Origin of the sequence: Paenibacillus antri (genome assembly GCF_005765165.1) — a bacterium.
GTDB lineage: Bacteria > Bacillota > Bacilli > Paenibacillales > YIM-B00363 > Paenibacillus_AE > Paenibacillus_AE antri.
On sequence record NZ_VCIW01000016.1, the window covers coordinates 113,314 to 128,339 of the forward strand.

Annotated in this window: 13 protein-coding genes; 10 read left to right on the forward strand and 3 right to left on the reverse strand. The window is 59.5% G+C overall.

What is annotated here, in order from left to right; genetic code table 11:
• Window positions 1–70: 70 nt before the first annotated feature.
• Entirely contained in the window at window positions 71–601 is a 531-nt protein-coding gene (locus FE782_RS21460) for a mismatch-specific DNA-glycosylase (protein ID WP_202914583.1), read from the forward strand.
• A gap of 31 nt (window positions 602–632) precedes the next feature.
• Here the strand turns inward: FE782_RS21460 and cax are convergent, their stop codons facing one another.
• The gene (cax, locus tag FE782_RS21465; RefSeq protein WP_138196390.1) at window positions 633–1,691 is read right to left on the reverse strand and encodes a calcium/proton exchanger; all 1,059 of its coding nucleotides are present in this window, start codon (window positions 1,689–1,691) and stop codon (window positions 633–635) included.
• A 121-nt stretch (window positions 1,692–1,812) separates the two neighbouring features.
• Between cax and helD the strand changes: the two genes are divergently transcribed.
• The 3 genes from helD (at window position 1,813) to FE782_RS21480 (ending at window position 4,926) form a co-directional block, all read left to right on the forward strand.
• Window positions 1,813–4,089 carry an RNA polymerase recycling motor HelD gene (gene helD, locus FE782_RS21470; RefSeq protein WP_158299492.1) on the forward strand — a complete coding sequence of 759 codons (2,277 nt, stop codon included), beginning with the start codon at window positions 1,813–1,815 and terminating at the stop codon, window positions 4,087–4,089.
• An 85-nt stretch (window positions 4,090–4,174) separates the two neighbouring features.
• Window positions 4,175–4,438 (forward strand): hypothetical protein, encoded by a 264-nt coding sequence (locus tag FE782_RS21475; RefSeq protein WP_138196392.1) that lies wholly within the window; start codon window positions 4,175–4,177, stop codon window positions 4,436–4,438.
• A 98-nt stretch (window positions 4,439–4,536) separates the two neighbouring features.
• A complete protein-coding gene (locus tag FE782_RS21480) occupies window positions 4,537–4,926 on the forward strand; it encodes a hypothetical protein (protein WP_138196393.1) in 390 nt (129 codons plus the stop codon).
• On the opposite strand, the gene FE782_RS21485 is transcribed toward FE782_RS21480, so the two are convergent.
• Window positions 4,923–5,591, reverse strand: coding sequence for a potassium channel family protein (locus FE782_RS21485; protein ID WP_138196394.1), 669 nt, complete (start codon window positions 5,589–5,591; stop codon window positions 4,923–4,925). The genes FE782_RS21480 and FE782_RS21485 overlap by 4 nt on opposite strands.
• Before the next feature lie 24 nt (window positions 5,592–5,615).
• Window positions 5,616–6,938, reverse strand: a complete 1,323-nt coding sequence (locus tag FE782_RS21490; RefSeq protein WP_138196395.1) for a TrkH family potassium uptake protein — start codon at window positions 6,936–6,938, stop codon at window positions 5,616–5,618.
• A 100-nt stretch (window positions 6,939–7,038) separates the two neighbouring features.
• On the opposite strand from FE782_RS21490, the gene FE782_RS21495 reads away from it, so the two are divergent.
• From FE782_RS21495 to FE782_RS21520, 6 genes are all read left to right on the forward strand, one after another.
• Window positions 7,039–7,998, forward strand: coding sequence for a phosphotransferase (locus FE782_RS21495; protein ID WP_158299493.1), 960 nt, complete (start codon window positions 7,039–7,041; stop codon window positions 7,996–7,998).
• A 52-nt stretch (window positions 7,999–8,050) separates the two neighbouring features.
• Window positions 8,051–9,304: a DUF445 domain-containing protein gene (locus tag FE782_RS21500; RefSeq protein WP_138196397.1), complete on the forward strand. Its 1,254-nt coding sequence runs from the start codon at window positions 8,051–8,053 to the stop codon at window positions 9,302–9,304.
• 296 nt (window positions 9,305–9,600) lie between these two features.
• Window positions 9,601–10,332: a response regulator gene (locus tag FE782_RS21505; protein ID WP_158299494.1), complete on the forward strand. Its 732-nt coding sequence runs from the start codon at window positions 9,601–9,603 to the stop codon at window positions 10,330–10,332.
• 120 nt (window positions 10,333–10,452) lie between these two features.
• Window positions 10,453–11,466, forward strand: a complete 1,014-nt coding sequence (locus tag FE782_RS21510; RefSeq protein ID WP_158299495.1) for an HD-GYP domain-containing protein — start codon at window positions 10,453–10,455, stop codon at window positions 11,464–11,466.
• 206 nt (window positions 11,467–11,672) lie between these two features.
• A complete protein-coding gene (locus FE782_RS21515; protein ID WP_138196400.1) occupies window positions 11,673–12,680 on the forward strand; it encodes a 2-oxoacid:acceptor oxidoreductase family protein in 1,008 nt (335 codons plus the stop codon).
• A 35-nt stretch (window positions 12,681–12,715) separates the two neighbouring features.
• Complete coding sequence (locus FE782_RS21520) at window positions 12,716–15,022, forward strand: thiamine pyrophosphate-dependent enzyme (RefSeq protein WP_138196401.1); 2,307 nt, start codon at window positions 12,716–12,718, stop codon at window positions 15,020–15,022.
• Window positions 15,023–15,026 lie beyond the last annotated feature (4 nt).

Here is a 15,026-nt window from a genome sequence, read left to right on the forward strand (position 1 = left end):
AGCGACTCTACACTAAGTATATCCACGAACGCCCAGGAAGGTGACCGACAAAATGCGCGAAGAAGGACGACTGCAACCGATTCCGGACCATCTCGCGCCGGGGCTCGACGTCTTGTTCGTCGGCTACAATCCCAGCATCCGCTCGAGCCGAACGGGCCATCATTACGCCAACCCGAGCAATCGATTTTGGAAAATGATCCACGGCGCCGGCCTCACGCCGAGACGGTACGCCTCCCACGAAGGGGAGGCGATGCTGGAGCTCGGCTACGGCTTCACGAACATCGTGCCGCGCCCTACGCGGACGGCGGAGGAGATTACGAAAGAAGAATATGCGGCAGGGCGGAAGGAGTTGCTTACAAAATTGAAGTTGTACCGCCCCAGGGCCGCTTGTTTCGTGGGCAAAGGCGTGTATGAGCAGTTTTCCGGACGGAAGACGTCGGGGTGGGGCTTTCAGCCGGAAGCCTCGGAACAGGTGCCGGGGGTGCGCGAGTTCGTCGGGCCGTCGTCGAGCGGTCTCGTGCGGATGAAGCTCGAGGAGATGATCGACGTCTACGCGGAGCTCGCCCGCTGGAGGCGGGAAGAGCTCGGCCGCCGTTCGTAAGGAACGGGACCGAGCTCTCCGTTTTCCGAAGTTATAACAAGAAAAATCCGATCCCCATGATCAGGTAGGCGCCTAGCAGCGTCAACCCTTCGAACCAGTTCGTGTCGCCGTCGTTCGTAATCGCGATCGTCAGCAGCACGGCGGTCGCCATCGCGATGAGTTCCGGCAAGGAGAAGACGAGCGGCATCGGCGTTTCGAAAAACAACGACACGAATACGAGTACCGGCGCGACGAACATCGCGATTTGCAAGGTCGAGCCGACGGCGATTTCCACGGCGATGTTCATCTTGTTCTTGAACGCGAAGATGATCGCGGACGCGTGCTCGGCGGCGTTGCCGACGATCGCGACGATGATGACCCCGATGAACAACTCGCTCCATCCGAATCGGTGCGCCACGCTCTCGAACGTATGGACAAGATTTTCCGAGACGTACGCGACGGCGACCGTCGCGAGACCGAGGACGAGCATGGCGACGCCTTTGCTCCATTCCGGCTTTTCGTCGTGGTGGCCTTCGTCTTCGCCCTCCACCGCATATACGCCTCGGTGCGTGACGAGCTTGAAGAACAAGGCGGCCAGGTACAACACGATCAATACCGCGGACACGCCGATGCTGAGGTTCATCGTCTCCCGCTCCGGCATGTTCATCGAGAACACCTCCGGGATGACGAACGCGACGATGACGGCGAACATGAGCAAGCCGGAATTGTGACGCGCGTCGTAGACGCTGAATTCCTGCCGCTTGAACTTCAGGCCGCCGACGAAAAACGACAGCCCCGCCACGAGCAGCAGGTTGCCGAGCACGGAACCCGTCAGCGAGGCGAGCACGACGCCGACGAGTCCGGCCTTAAGGGCGAAGATCGAGATGATCAGTTCGACCGCGTTGCCGAACGTCGCGTTGAGGAGTCCGCCGATGCGAGGGCCGGAGACGATCGCGAGGCTTTCCGTCGCCCGTCCCATGTAGGATGCGAGCGCGATGATGGTGACGCAATAGATGACGAACAGCATCGTCGGCTCCCAATGAAGCAGGCTGCCGACGATCGATAACGGAAGTCCGGCGGCCAGTAAAATGAAAAACAAACGATTGCCCATCGTAGGCGAAACCCCTCTCCCGAAGTAAAGTCAGACTATATTATAATGGTTTCGCCACATCTATGGAATAATATAACGTTCAAGAAGAAAACAGGTTTTTCGCATGGGGGGAACATACGTCATGAGTTTGCCGGAAGAGGAACTGCGGCGCGAGGAACGAAGGCTCGAGACCGTTCTGGAGCGGGTGGAACGGGAGATCGAAGAGTCGAGGGTAACGGCCGGCGGCCGCAAGGAGCAGCTTGTCGGCGGCAAGCGCGAGCTGTGGGAGGACCTCGTTTACGATACGGACGATTGGTTCGAAGCGGCGGTGCAGCTCACCCAACAAGCCCAGGAACTGTCCCAGCACGCGACGAGCTACCGGCTCGCGCAAGGCCGGTCCGAACACCTGCAGCGGCTGCTCTCGAATCCGTATTTCGCCCGGTTCGACTTCCGCGAGACGGGGAGCGAAACGGACGAGCCGATCTACCTCGGCACGATGTCGATCGCCGACGAGGAGACGCACGAGGTCATCGTGTACGATTGGCGCGCGCCGGTCGCGGGCATGTACTACGATTACGGGCCGGGACCGGCGTCGTACGACGCGCCGGACGGCAAGGTGACCGGCGAGATGACGCTGAAGCGTCAGTTCGTCATCCGCGGCGGCAAGCTGCTCGCCGCGTTCGACACCGGCGTCACGATCGGCGACGAGATGCTGCAGCGGATGCTGGGGCAAGGGGCGGACGACAAGATGAAGTCGATCGTCACGACGATCCAGCGCGAGCAAAATCGAATCATTCGGGAGACGGACCATCGCTTCGTGTTCGTACAAGGCGCAGCCGGCAGCGGGAAGACGTCGGCCGCGCTGCAGCGGGTCGCTTACCTTCTATATAAGTACCGGAACTACTGGGAGCCGGAGCAGGTCGTGTTGTTTTCGCCGAACGACGTGTTTAACGATTACGTTTCTAACGTCCTGCCCGAGCTCGGAGAAGACGCGATTCCGCAGACGACGTTCTACGATTACGTCTGGCGCCGGCTTCGTCACGTCGGCGACGTGGAGCATCCGTACGATCAGCTGGAGTACTTGTTGTCATCGCCGGAGGCGAGCGATCCGCGCCGGGAGGGCATCCGCGTCAAAGCGTCACTCGCGTTCGCGGAGCGGATCGACGCGTACGCGAAGACGCTGGCGGAGCGGGGCGTCGTCTTCCGTTCGTTGACGCGGAAGGACAAGACCGTGTTCGACGCCGCCGAGCTCGAAGCGATGTTCTACGTCGAGTTCGCGAAGCAGCGGCCGCCGCACCGGCTGGAATCGATGAAGGAACGGCTGCTCGAGCGGCTGAAGGAGCTGGAGCGCAAGCGCGCGGTCGCCTTGTATCGCAAGTGGTTGAAGGAGCCGAACTATCTCGGCACGGAGCAGGAGCTGAAGCGCCTCGGCCTCGCCAAGGCGAAGAAGGCGTACGCGCCGCTCCGCGAGCAAGTCGCGGCGTACGCGTTCCTCGACGTCGTCGGCACGTATCGGCGCCTGCTCGCGGACATCGACGCCGGCGGCGCCTCGTTCCCCGTCCGTGCGGCGGAATGGGGCGCGATCGTCCGGGATACGAACGATCGGCTGGACGCGTCCGCCGCCTTGCCGTACGAGGACGCCGTGCCGATGCTGTATTTGCTCGAAGCGCTGCACGGCGCCTCCCGCATGAATCGGGTGCGGCACGTCGTCGTGGACGAAGCGCAAGATTATACGCCGCTGCAGTGGGCGTATTTGCGAAGGCTGTTCCCGAACGCGGGGGTGACGGCCGTCGGCGACGCGAATCAAGCGATCCACGGCGTGGAGCTCGAGGGCGGCCATATGGCGTCGGCCAAGGCGTTCCCGGCGGAGGAAACCGTGGAGATTCGGTTGAAGAAGAGCTATCGGTCTACGCGGCAGATCGTCGCGTTCGCTTCGGCGATGCTCCCGGACGCCGCGGAGAACGAGCCGTTCGAACGCGACGGTCCGCCGCCGGACGTGACGGTCGTTCCCGAAGCGGCGGGGGAGTCGGACTTCGGGCGTCTCGCGGCCGAACGGATTCGGAAGCTGCTGGCCGAAGGGAGCGGCTCGATCGCCGTCGTGGCGAAGACGGCCAAGGCCGCCGAGGATGCGTATCGGCAGCTCGCCGCGCAAGGCGTCTCGGCGTCCCGTCTGACGAAGGAGACGAAGACGTTCCCGTCCGGGATCGTCGTGCTGCCGTCGTACCTCGCCAAGGGGCTCGAGTTCGACGCGGTCGTCGTGTGGGACGCCGGGGCGGGCGCGTACGCCAGGGAGAGCGAGCGGAAGCTGCTGTACACGGTATGCACTCGGGCGCTGCATCGGCTCGTCGTCCTCGCTAAAGGCGAACCTTCGCCGTTCCTCCGCGACGTGCCGGAGCGATTGTACGCGAGTTCAAGATAAGTTCACGATTTCGACACACTCCCTGACGCTTCGACAATTTATAATGGATTGTAAAGAAGCCTTAACAAACGGGGAGGGCGTCGCGGTGAGCTTGGCGGAACCGACGGTGGTGGATGTGGCGATTGAAGAAGCGGCGATCGAGGAACGGGCGATGCTGAAGCAGGACGTACATACTCGGCTCGTTCAATTGAGAAAGCTGACCGAGCTGGGCGTGACCGGCGGGCTTTCCGATTCGCTCGACGACGTGAACCGGAAGATCGAACGATACAACGAACTCGTCCCGGACAGCCAACGTCGACAGATCGTCTCGTGCGAGACGTTCGTCGCTCAGATCGATTCGTGGGAATAGCTTCCTTCTATGGAGCCGACTCTTGTTTTGTGATACACTCGACAAAACATGAGGCGGCTTTTTTTTCATGCCGCTTTCCGGCGAGGAGGGGTCCGGCGATGGATCGCGATTTCATGCAAATCAAGTCGCTCGAAGGCGAGTTAAAACTGTCGCATAAGAAAAGAGACTTCGGAATCACCGTCTCCACGAAGGAATTGGTGTATCAGAAGCCTCATGTCAATTATGTGATCCGACTGGATGCGATCGTCACGATCACGCCGTTCGAAGAAGCGGGATCGCCCGGCGCGCGGCGCGGGTGGAAAGGCATTCCGACGTACGAGTTAAGCGGTCTGGCGATCGGTAAGGATCACTATCGCATCTACGCGAGGGAAGCCGTCATGCACTCCCGCAGCGGCATCTACACGCTCGGCGCGACCGAGTTCATCCTGCCGATGGCTCCGGACTTGCTCCGCGCCGTCGCGAGGTACGGACAGTTGAACGCGTTCTAGCTCGTATAGTGTTCTTGGAACCGGTCGACGTCCCTCGGTTCCCCGACGACGAAGAGCGTATCGCCCGGTTGGAACATCTCCGAAGGCGCGGGGGAGACGATCGGCTTTTGCATATGCTCCCGATTGATGAGAAGGACGGTGACGCCGAACTTCTTGCGCAAATCCAAATCCATGAGGCTCCGGTGCAGGAAAGACGCCGGGGCCTTTAATTCGATGCCGCTGCAATACGGGGACAATTGGATGTACTCCATCAGCCCCGGCATCGAGAGCTGCCTTGCGGTGCGGCGTCCCGATTCTTCTTCGGGATAGACGACGCTGTCCGCGCCGACGATCTCCGATAAGATTTCTCCTCGGAAGTGGTCGTTCGACTTCACGACGACATGCTTGCACCCGCGCTTCTTCAGCTTCGCCACGATGACGAGCGACGATTCGAATTCGGTCGCCATGGCTACCACGATCGAATGAAACACCTCGACGTTCAACTCGTCCAACACCGCGTCGTCCGTCGCGTTGCCTTGCACGACGTATTCGGCGTACGCCTCCACGGCCTCGAGAAGCGCCTCGTTCTTGTCGCAGCCGACGACGTGATGCCCCGCTTGATGCAGTTCTTTCATGACGGCGCTGCCGAAGCGTCCGAGTCCGATGACTAAATACTTCCTTCGCATGGTTTCCTTTTCCTCCCGGTTGACTTACCCGACGATAATCGATTCTTTAATATATTTAACCGCCGATTTCTTAGGTTTGACGATACTGTAGATGATGGAGATGATGCCGATACGCCCGACCATCATCATCAGGATGAGCCACAGCTTGCCGAACGGCGACAGTCCGCCGGTCACCCCGTGCGAAAATCCGTTGTTCGTGATGGCCGACATCGCTTCGAACACGATGGCGAGCGTATCCGTCGCGCTTTCGCTGACGAATAGGACGAAGCAGGACAAGAAGAAGAAAATCAAGACGAAGAAGAAGATGAGATACGCCTTCTGTACGTCTTCTTCGTACAGCGACTTGCGGAACAGGATGACGTCGCTGTTCCGCGTGATCGCGCTTCGCGCTTTGGCGAGAAGAATCGCGAACGTCGTGATCCGAATGCCGCCGGCTGTGCTGCTCGCCGAGCCGCCGATGAACATGAGCGCCATCAGCAGCAGGACGGTCGCCGGCATCGCCGCCCCGAGGTCGACGTTGCCGAGGCCGCCGCTTCGGGAGACCACGGATAGGAACATCGTGTTGAGCGCCCGCAGTCCGTACGGCATATCGCCGACGGTGCTGCGGTTTCCCCATTCGAGCGCCGTAATCAACACGGCGCCGACGACGAGCAGCACGGCGTGGAACAGCAAATTCACCTTCGTGTACAAGCTCTTCTTCTTCCCTCGGAGATAGATCAGCTCCCAAACGGTAGGGAAGCCGAGGACCCCGAGGAAAACGAGCAGCGCCGTGACGATCATAAACACCGGCGAACGGTTGAACGGCTCGATCGTTCCTCCGAACACGTCCAATCCGGTGTTGGTGAACGCGGATACGGCATGGAACGCGGCGTCCCGGATCGCCGTGCCGACGTGCGGCTCCGCCCGCAGCACGTCGGGCATTAGAAACAAGAATCCTATAAATTCGGACAGGGCCGAAAACATGGCGATGAAGAGGATGAGGCTCTTCACGTTGCGCAGACTGCGCTGGTTCTGATCGAAGCCCATCAGCGTCAACTGCGGCAGCGTCGCGTCCCGGTACATCAGGAACAGGTAGGATCCGATGATGCCCATAAAGCCGATGCCGCCGATCTGCATCTCCAGTATCATCAACCATTGGGCGCCCGGCGTCAAGACGTCGGCCACGACGACCGTGCTGAGTCCGGTCGTGCTGAGAGCGCTGGACGAGATAAACCATGCGTCAAGAAACGACAGCTCGCCTTGGCGGAACGGGGGCAGCCAATAAAGGAAAGCGAAAGCGAGCGAGATCGCAAGGTATCCGATCGTAATTTTTTTGAACGGCGATTTCGTAAACGATATTTTTTTCATACGGATTCCTTTCCGATGCCGAGCGGATCACGCTTATTTTACCATAATCGTCGTCAAGCATTATAATCGATTTGGACGAACGGGGAAAGAGGGGAGCAAGTTGACTGCGAACATTGACGAGACGTTGCTGCAAAAGCGGTTTCGCGCCATCGGGTTGGACGCGTACCGAATCGAGCGGCGGGAAGGCCTCTTCGCCGCGACGTTGTACGACGTATGGACCGACGCTGCGGGAAGCGATTCGCAACGCTACATATATAAGCTGCCTTCGCCGGAACGCAACGGCGAATTCGACGTCGTCGGCAAGCTCGGCGCGGAACTGGCGCCTTGGCTGCCGGAAGGAATCGTTCGGTTCGAGTCGTCGCCGAAGGCGATCGCGATGCGGTACGCGGGAGAGCCGATATTGCCGCCGGATCGAGCCGGAACGGTTCCCGCGGCGGAACGGCTGGCGGCGTACGAGCTCGTCTCGGAACGGCTCGCCGAGCTTCACCTTCGCACGGCGGCGGCGGCCGCGCGATGGGCGAGCGAAGGCAAGGCGGCGCCGTACGCCTTCAGCCGGGAATGGGCGGACGCGCTGCTGAAGGAGGCGGAGGGCGTGCTCGATCGCGGCGTATGGGCTTCGCTCTCGCGTATCGCGTACGACTTTTACGCCGGGTACTCCGCGTCCGCCATGCGCGGTCCGGCCGTATTTACGCACGGCGACCCGCACTGGGGCAACGCGCTGCGGCTCGGCGATCGCGTGACGTTGATCGACTGGGAATGGACGAACGTGGCCGCGCCGATGCGCGACATCGCCATTCTCGTGCAGGACGAGCCGGACGACGAGGTATTGTCGCACGTCGCGGCGTCCCATGCGACGCGCCTCCTGGCGAACGGCTTATCCGGCGAATACGACGATGTGATGGCCGACTTCGACCTCATGATGGTCGACAATTCCATCATGACGCTCGCTTGGGACGTTGCGCTGTTCCGTCGAGGCGACATCGGTCCGGAACGGCTGCGCGAAGCGTCGGAGCGGAGGCTTGCGAGGATCGAGGCGTTTTGGAATCGGACGCGGCGCTAGTGTATACTGCTGACAAGGCGACTATCGATTCGAAACACAGGGGGAAGACAGCTTGAAGAAGAACGCGAAACATACGGCGGCCGTCTCGCTCGGCATTATGGGCGCGGGCTTCGCGGCGGCGTTCCCGATCGCGCACCTGCCCTACGGCTTCGTGCTGCAGAGCGGGTTCGAAGCGGGACTCGTCGGCGGGCTCGCGGATTGGTTCGCGGTGACGGCGCTGTTCCGTCATCCGATGGGCATTCCGATTCCGCACACGGCCCTGCTCCCGAAAAACCGCGGCAAGGTGACGAATGCGCTCGTCAAGGCGATTCAGACGAACCTGTTACATAAACAGAGCATCCTCGACAAGATGAAGGAGGCGCGCATCGCGCACCGACTCGCCGATCGGGCGAAACGGGAGCTGGAGGCGGACGATATCGGCGAACGCGCGGCCAAGCTGCTCGGCGGCGCGATCCGCGCGCTGCCGAGGGAGCGGGTCGCGGAGGCGCTGACCGCCGCCCTTCGGGATGCCGTGCGGGGGATTGACGCGCGCGCGACGCTCGAACGCATCGGCAGCGCCGCCGCCGAACGCGGTTACGAGGAGCCGCTGCTCGATTACGCGCTGTCGCTCGGCGAGCGGTTCGCGATCGGCGAAGAGATGCGTCGGCGGATGGGCGCGATGGCGCTCCGCTCCATCGAACAGATGCAGCTCGGGGGCTTCATGGGCTTCGCCGTCAACGCCTTCGCGGGGTTTATGAACGAGGACAAGCTTGGCGGCATGCTTCAAGATTTCCTCGTTTCCTTCTTATACGATATGAGAAGGTCGGGCAACCCGTATCGGGAGTCCGCCCTGGACGCGCTGCGCGGCGCGATGAGGGGGCTCGCCGACAACGAGCGCGTGCTGGAGGAGGCGGAGCGGCTGAAGGCGCGCTTCGCGGAAGGCGGGGAGCGGGACGGAACGATCGCCGAATTCGTCGGAAGCGTACTGGACGCGGCGGAGCGCCGATTGTCCGATCCGGCGTTCTGCCGGGAGAAAGTCGTGCCTTACGCGCGGGAAGCGATGGCTCGGCTGGAAGGGACGGATTGGATCGAGCGCGCCGACGGCTGGATTCAGCATCAAGCCGCGACGTTCGTCGAGAAAAATCACGGCGTCATCGGCCAGCTGGTCAAGGAGAACGCGGACAAGCTGGACGACGACACGTTGATCGCGATGATGGAAGAGCACATAGGCAAGGACCTTCAATGGATCCGGGTCAACGGCGCCGTCTGCGGCTTCGCGATCGGTCTTGTGCTCGGACTCGTGCAATGGTTCGCCGTCGGCGGCTGAACTCCATCGCGGATAAGGAAGCCGGTCTCCGTCGAATCATTCGACGAGGCCGGCTTTTTCATCATTGAATATGGATCATATGTTCTGTTAGGCGGGTTTTCCAGGGTAATTTAACCATCTTCGAAAAAGGTTGCACTTCCGAAATAAAGTTGCATAAAAAATTAACGCGTTTCAAAACATTCCCCAAAAGTTTACAAGTTTATATATAATGATTGGAAGAAGTTAGAAGTGCGCCGCATGGGGGAGACCGAGCATTCCATAGAATGTCGTCTGGCGGCGAAGTAACGGAGGAACGCATGGTACCCATGGAAACCAAGACGATTGCGATAGCCGAGCAGCAGACGCTGCTTCGCGAAGGAATTCGTAAAATCATAGATTTAGAGCCTGACCTGAAAGTGTGCGCCACCGCCGACAACGAGGAAGATTTGCGCGAAGCGGTGCTGACCCTTCGTCCGTCGGCCGTCGTCGTCGATACGTCCCTGCATGCCGACGGCGGCATCGATCTGACGGCTTGGATCAAGGAGCGGAGACCCGAGACGAAGGTGATTCTGTTCGCGACCGACATCGACGAAGACGACTTGCTGCAATCGATCGCGGCGGGAGCGAACGGCTTTCTATTAAAGGATATTCAATGGGACGACTTGCTGATGCAAATCCGCCTCGTCTTGAAGGGACAGATGTTCCTGCCTGAACGCCTCGCGGCCAAGCTGTCGAACAAACTGTTTCGCATCCTGACGGGAGAGAGATACGGGACGCGCCACGTCCAGTCGCTGCTCGAGCGGTTTCGGCTGACGGAGAAGGAATTCGAAATTTCGCTGCTGATGGCTAAGGGATTGAACAACCGACAAATCGCGGAAGCGCTTATGTACAGCGACGGTACGGTGCGCAACTACGTGAGCAGCGTCTACGAGAAGATAGGCGTTCACGACCGAGCGAAGGCGGTTATCTTCCTGCGGGATTCCGGCTTCCAGGGGAAAGACGAGACGCCTGGCGTCCTCACTGCGCGCGAAAGAGTATCCATATTGTGACAGTAGTCACTATGGAAAAAAATGTTTGTTTGGTAATATAAACATGACGTTATTACGTGACTTTTATGGATGACGTTATTACATTATATTACAAAGCAGCGCAGCGAGGGGGGCCGGGAGATGCTTGCGAGCTTGATCGGCAACGTGGTGAAGAACGATGTATTTAACGAACAGGGACTGCTTGTCATCCCTGCGAATACGAAGCTCAGCGAAATCCACATCGACATGATCAAGAAACACGGCGTCACCATTCTCCCGCATCATCTGAAAGCGCCGGCGCCGAAGCTAGCTCCGAAGACGAACGACGTCGTCGTGTCGCACGCGACGGAAGAAATGAAAGACGTATTCGTCCGTTTCCGCGCCGGCGAAGCGCCGTCCGTCAGCGAAATGAAGACGAATTTGATTCCGACGATCCAAGAAGCGATCGAATTCCCGACGTTGTTCGGACTGCTCTCGGGCCTTCAGGCCAAGGACGACTACACGTTCCGGCACAACATCGGCGTCGCGGTCATCTCGACGATGATCGGCAAGTGGCTGGGACTCGATTCGGACAAGCTGCAGACGCTGACGTTGGCCGCCGCGCTGCACGATATCGGCAAGGTGAAGATCGAAGACGATATTTTGAACAAACCCGGGAAGTTCACCGACGAAGAATACGGCCTCATGAAGCGGCATACGACGTACGGGCACGAAATCTTATCCGGAAGGAACGACTTGCCTCCGGAGGTGCCGCTCGTCGCGCTGCAGCACCACGAGCGCTTGGACGGCAGAGGGTACCCGTTCGGCATCTCTGGAGACAAGATGACCTATAACAGCAAGATCGTCGCGGTGGCGGACGTCTTCCACGCCATGACCTCCAACCGCGTGTACCGCGGGGAAATCCCGTTTTACAAAGTGCTTCTGCAGATGAAAGAAGACGCTTTCGGAAAGATGGACCCGTTCATTTGCAATTTGTTCGTGCACCGGATGATGGAGATGTCGATCGGCAGCGAGGTGCTGCTGTCGAACCAAGCGACGGGCAACATCGTGCTCGTATTCCCGGACGATCCGATTCATCCGCTCGTACAGGTCGACAATCAGTTTTACGATCTGCGTCAGCACTCTCAAATATATATAGAGCGGCTGGTCGGGTAGAGCGAAGATCGGTAGGATCCGGCCATCTGTGTTATACAATAGAGAGCATCTGTTTATATCAATGACGCCGGGGCGCATGCCGCTACCGGCGTTATTTTTGCCTAATGAGGAAAAAAGTTGTTCGCAACCGCATCGTTTCCTGTTATACTTCTATTAAGTTTCTGTTTCAGAGATTGGTCGGAGGGATCAGGGAAGGGGAGGGCTTCATGGCACAGTTACCAAAAACGAACGATCTGGGCTTTTTCGAAATTCGACTGGAATCGATCGGCGGGCTCGGAGCGAACTTGGCCGGGAAAATGCTTGCCGAATCAGGTGTGGTTGGAAGCGGATTCAATGGGGTTAGCTTTTCGTCTTACGGTTCGGAGAAAAAAGGTTCTCCCGTGAAGGCTCACATTCGGTTCTGCGATACGAACGCGGACATCCGGGACACGACGCCGGTCGAGCGGCCGCACATCGTCGGCATCTTTCACGAAAATTTATCGAAAACGATCAACGTCGTCAGCGGCATCTATGCGGACAGCACCGTTCTGGTCAACTCCGCGCGCACGCCCGAAGAGCTGAAAGAGAAGATGAAGCTCGTCGGCGGCACGGTCGCCGTCATCGACGCGACGGGCATCGCGCTCGAAGAGAAAAACCGGGCGAACATGGCGATGCTCGGAGCATTGTTCCGGCTCTGCGACTTCCTCGACGCAGAGCATATGCGCGGGGTTATCCGCAAATCCCTCGAAAAGAAATATCCTCAGGCCGTAGAACCGGCGCTTCGTACGTTCCAACGCGGATACGACGAAGTGCGATTCCGCACGTTCGATCTGCCGGAAGGCGTCGAGATGCCGCTTCCGAAGCGGTGGGACATTCCGGTGCTCGGCTACGAGACGCAGCCGATCGGCGGCGTCGTCATCAATCCCGGCAACAGCATTCTGAAGGATCTCAGCATCTCCCGCAGCGGGATGATGCCGCACTTCGACGACGACAAGTGCATCCATTGCGCGGCGTGCGACACGGCGTGCCCGGATTTCTGCTTCGTCTGGGAAGAACAACCCGACAAGAAGGGACGTCCGCAGATGTTCCTGCAGGGGATCGATTATCAATATTGCAAGGGGTGCCTCAAGTGCGTTACGGCTTGCCCGACGGAAGCGCTCAGCTCCGAACGCGAGACGGACGGCTACGGCGAGGAACACCGCGTGCCTCATAGATTCAATTTGGTTCAAGCGTAAGGATTTCAAGGGATCGAAGGGAGAGGTGAACGAGCGTGGCGATCGAATTCGAGAAGGAAGTGAGCGCGGGCACCGTCGAGCAGCGGATCGTGTACGAATCCGGCAACGAGATGGCGGCCTATGCGGCGCACCAAATCAATTATCATATTATGGGGTATTTCCCGATTTCGCCTTCTACCGAGGTGGCGCAATTCCTCGATTTGATGAAGGCGAACGGACAGCACGACATTAAGCTCATCCCGGCGGACGGGGAGCACGGCTCGGCGGGCATCTGTTACGGCGCGTCGACGGCGGGCGGACGCGTATTCAACGCGACGAGCGCGAACGGATACCTGTACATGCTGGAGCAGATGCCGGTACAATCCGGTACTCGCTTCCCGATGGTCATGAACTTGGTTTGCCGTTCGGTCTCCGGACCGCTGAACATTCACGGCGACCACTCCGACTTGTACTTCGCCTTGAACACGGGCTGGCCGATTCTGATGTGCCGCGACCCGCAAGCCGTATACGACATGAATATCATGGCGATCAAGCTGGCGGAGCATCCGAAGGTGCGCTTGCCGGTGCTCGTCGCATCCGACGGTTACTTCACGTCCCACCAGAAGCGCCGCGTGCAGACGTTCGCGAACAAGTCGGACGTACAGGCGTTCGTCGGCGAGCAGCCGCCGCAAGGATTCCCGCACGTGCTCGACCGGAACAATCCGATCACCGTCGGCCCGTACATGAACGAGCCGGATTATATCAATAACTGTTACCAACAATCGGTCGCCATGTACAACGCGGGAGAGGTATACGAGGAGATTCGCAAGGAATTTGCTGCGTTGACGGGCCGCGACTACCCGATCCTCGACCTGTACATGATGGACGACGCGGAAGTCGTGTTGTTCACGCTGAATTCCGCATCGGAAATTACGAAGGTCGCCGTCGACCAGCTCCGCGCCAAGGGCGTGAAGGCGGGGTCGATCGCGCCGAATATGATTCGTCCGTTCCCGGGGGGGCAGATCGCAGAAGCGCTGAAGAACGCGAAAGCCGTCGTCGTGGCGGACCGCGCGGATTCGTACGGCGCGCAAGGCGGCAACATGACGCTCGAGGTGAAGGCGGCGCTGTTCACGAACGGCGTGAAGGACATCCAAGTGATTTCCCGCGTCTACGGTCTCGGGGGCAAGGATTACTTCTTGGAAGACGCGCATGCGTTCTTCGAGCTCGCGATCGACGCGGCCGCGAAAAACAAAGTGGAAGTGCCGTTCGACTACTACGGCCACACGCCGGGCGACCCGGACAAGGCGCCTAAGCGGGTACTCGAGCCGATGGCGTACGAGGACTTGAAGACGGGTCTCATTACCGTCAATAAAGACGAAGAGACCGGCCAGCTGAAGGTTAAGGTTCCGCCGATCCGGCAGCTCACGAAGAAGCCGAAGCGGATGGCGCCGGGCCACGGCGCGTGCCCGGGCTGCGGCATCTTCTCGGGTCTCGAGCTGTTCTTCAAGGGCATCGAAGGCGATATCGTTGCGCTGTACCATACGGGCTGCGCGATGGTCGTCACGACGGGCTTCCCGTACTCGTCCCACAAGGCTACGTACATTCACAACCTGTTCCAGAACGGCGCGGCGACGCTGTCCGGCGTCGTGGAGATGTTCTGGGAGCGCAAGCGCCGCGGGGAACTCGATCAGTACGGACTGAAAGACGACTTTACGTTCGTCATGATCACGGGCGACGGCGGCATGGATATCGGCATGGGGCCGGCGATCGGCGCCGCGCTTCGCAATCATAAGATGATCGTGCTCGAGTACGACAACGAAGGCTATATGAATACAGGCGCGCAGTTGTCCTATTCGACGCCGCTCGGCCACCGTACGTCGACGTCCAACGTCGGCAAGCACCAAGGCGGCAAGCTGTTCCACCATAAGGACACGGCGCAAATCATGGCGGCGACGAACATTCCGTACGTCTTCACCGGCTCCGAGTCCCAGCCGCAAGATTTGCTGCGTAAGGCCGCGAAGGCGCAATATTACGCGCAAAACGAGGGCATGGTATATGGTAAGATCTTGATCACTTGCCCGCTGAACTGGCTGTCGGAGGAGAAGGACGGCCAGACGATCATCGACAACGCGGTCAACTCTTGCTTCTTCCCGTTATACGAAATCGAGAACGGCGTGACGAACATTACGTACAATCCGGAAGAGAAGAACAAGCGCGTTCCGCTCTCCGACTGGCTGAAGCAGATGGGCAAGACGCGTCATATGACGAAGCCGGAGTACGAAGCTGCGTACAAGTCGTTCGAGCAAGAAGTGGATCGTCGCTGGAGCCGTCTCAAGGCGAAGCACGAGAACCCGTACTTGTAAGGAA

Bases quoted from the DNA above. Each gene is read 5' to 3' on its own strand.
- FE782_RS21490 (WP_138196395.1), bottom strand. From the start codon at position 6,938: ATGAAAAAAATATCGTTTACGAAATCGCCGTTCAAAAAAATTACGATC.
- FE782_RS21505 (WP_158299494.1), top strand. From the start codon at position 9,601: ATGGTACCCATGGAAACCAAGACGATTGCGATAGCCGAGCAGCAGACG.
- FE782_RS21515 (WP_138196400.1), top strand. From the start codon at position 11,673: ATGGCACAGTTACCAAAAACGAACGATCTGGGCTTTTTCGAAATTCGA.
- FE782_RS21480 (WP_138196393.1), top strand. From the start codon at position 4,537: ATGGATCGCGATTTCATGCAAATCAAGTCGCTCGAAGGCGAGTTAAAA.
- cax (WP_138196390.1), bottom strand. From the start codon at position 1,691: ATGGGCAATCGTTTGTTTTTCATTTTACTGGCCGCCGGACTTCCGTTA.
- FE782_RS21510 (WP_158299495.1), top strand. From the start codon at position 10,453: ATGCTTGCGAGCTTGATCGGCAACGTGGTGAAGAACGATGTATTTAAC.
- FE782_RS21485 (WP_138196394.1), bottom strand. From the start codon at position 5,591: ATGCGAAGGAAGTATTTAGTCATCGGACTCGGACGCTTCGGCAGCGCC.
- helD (WP_158299492.1), top strand. From the start codon at position 1,813: ATGAGTTTGCCGGAAGAGGAACTGCGGCGCGAGGAACGAAGGCTCGAG.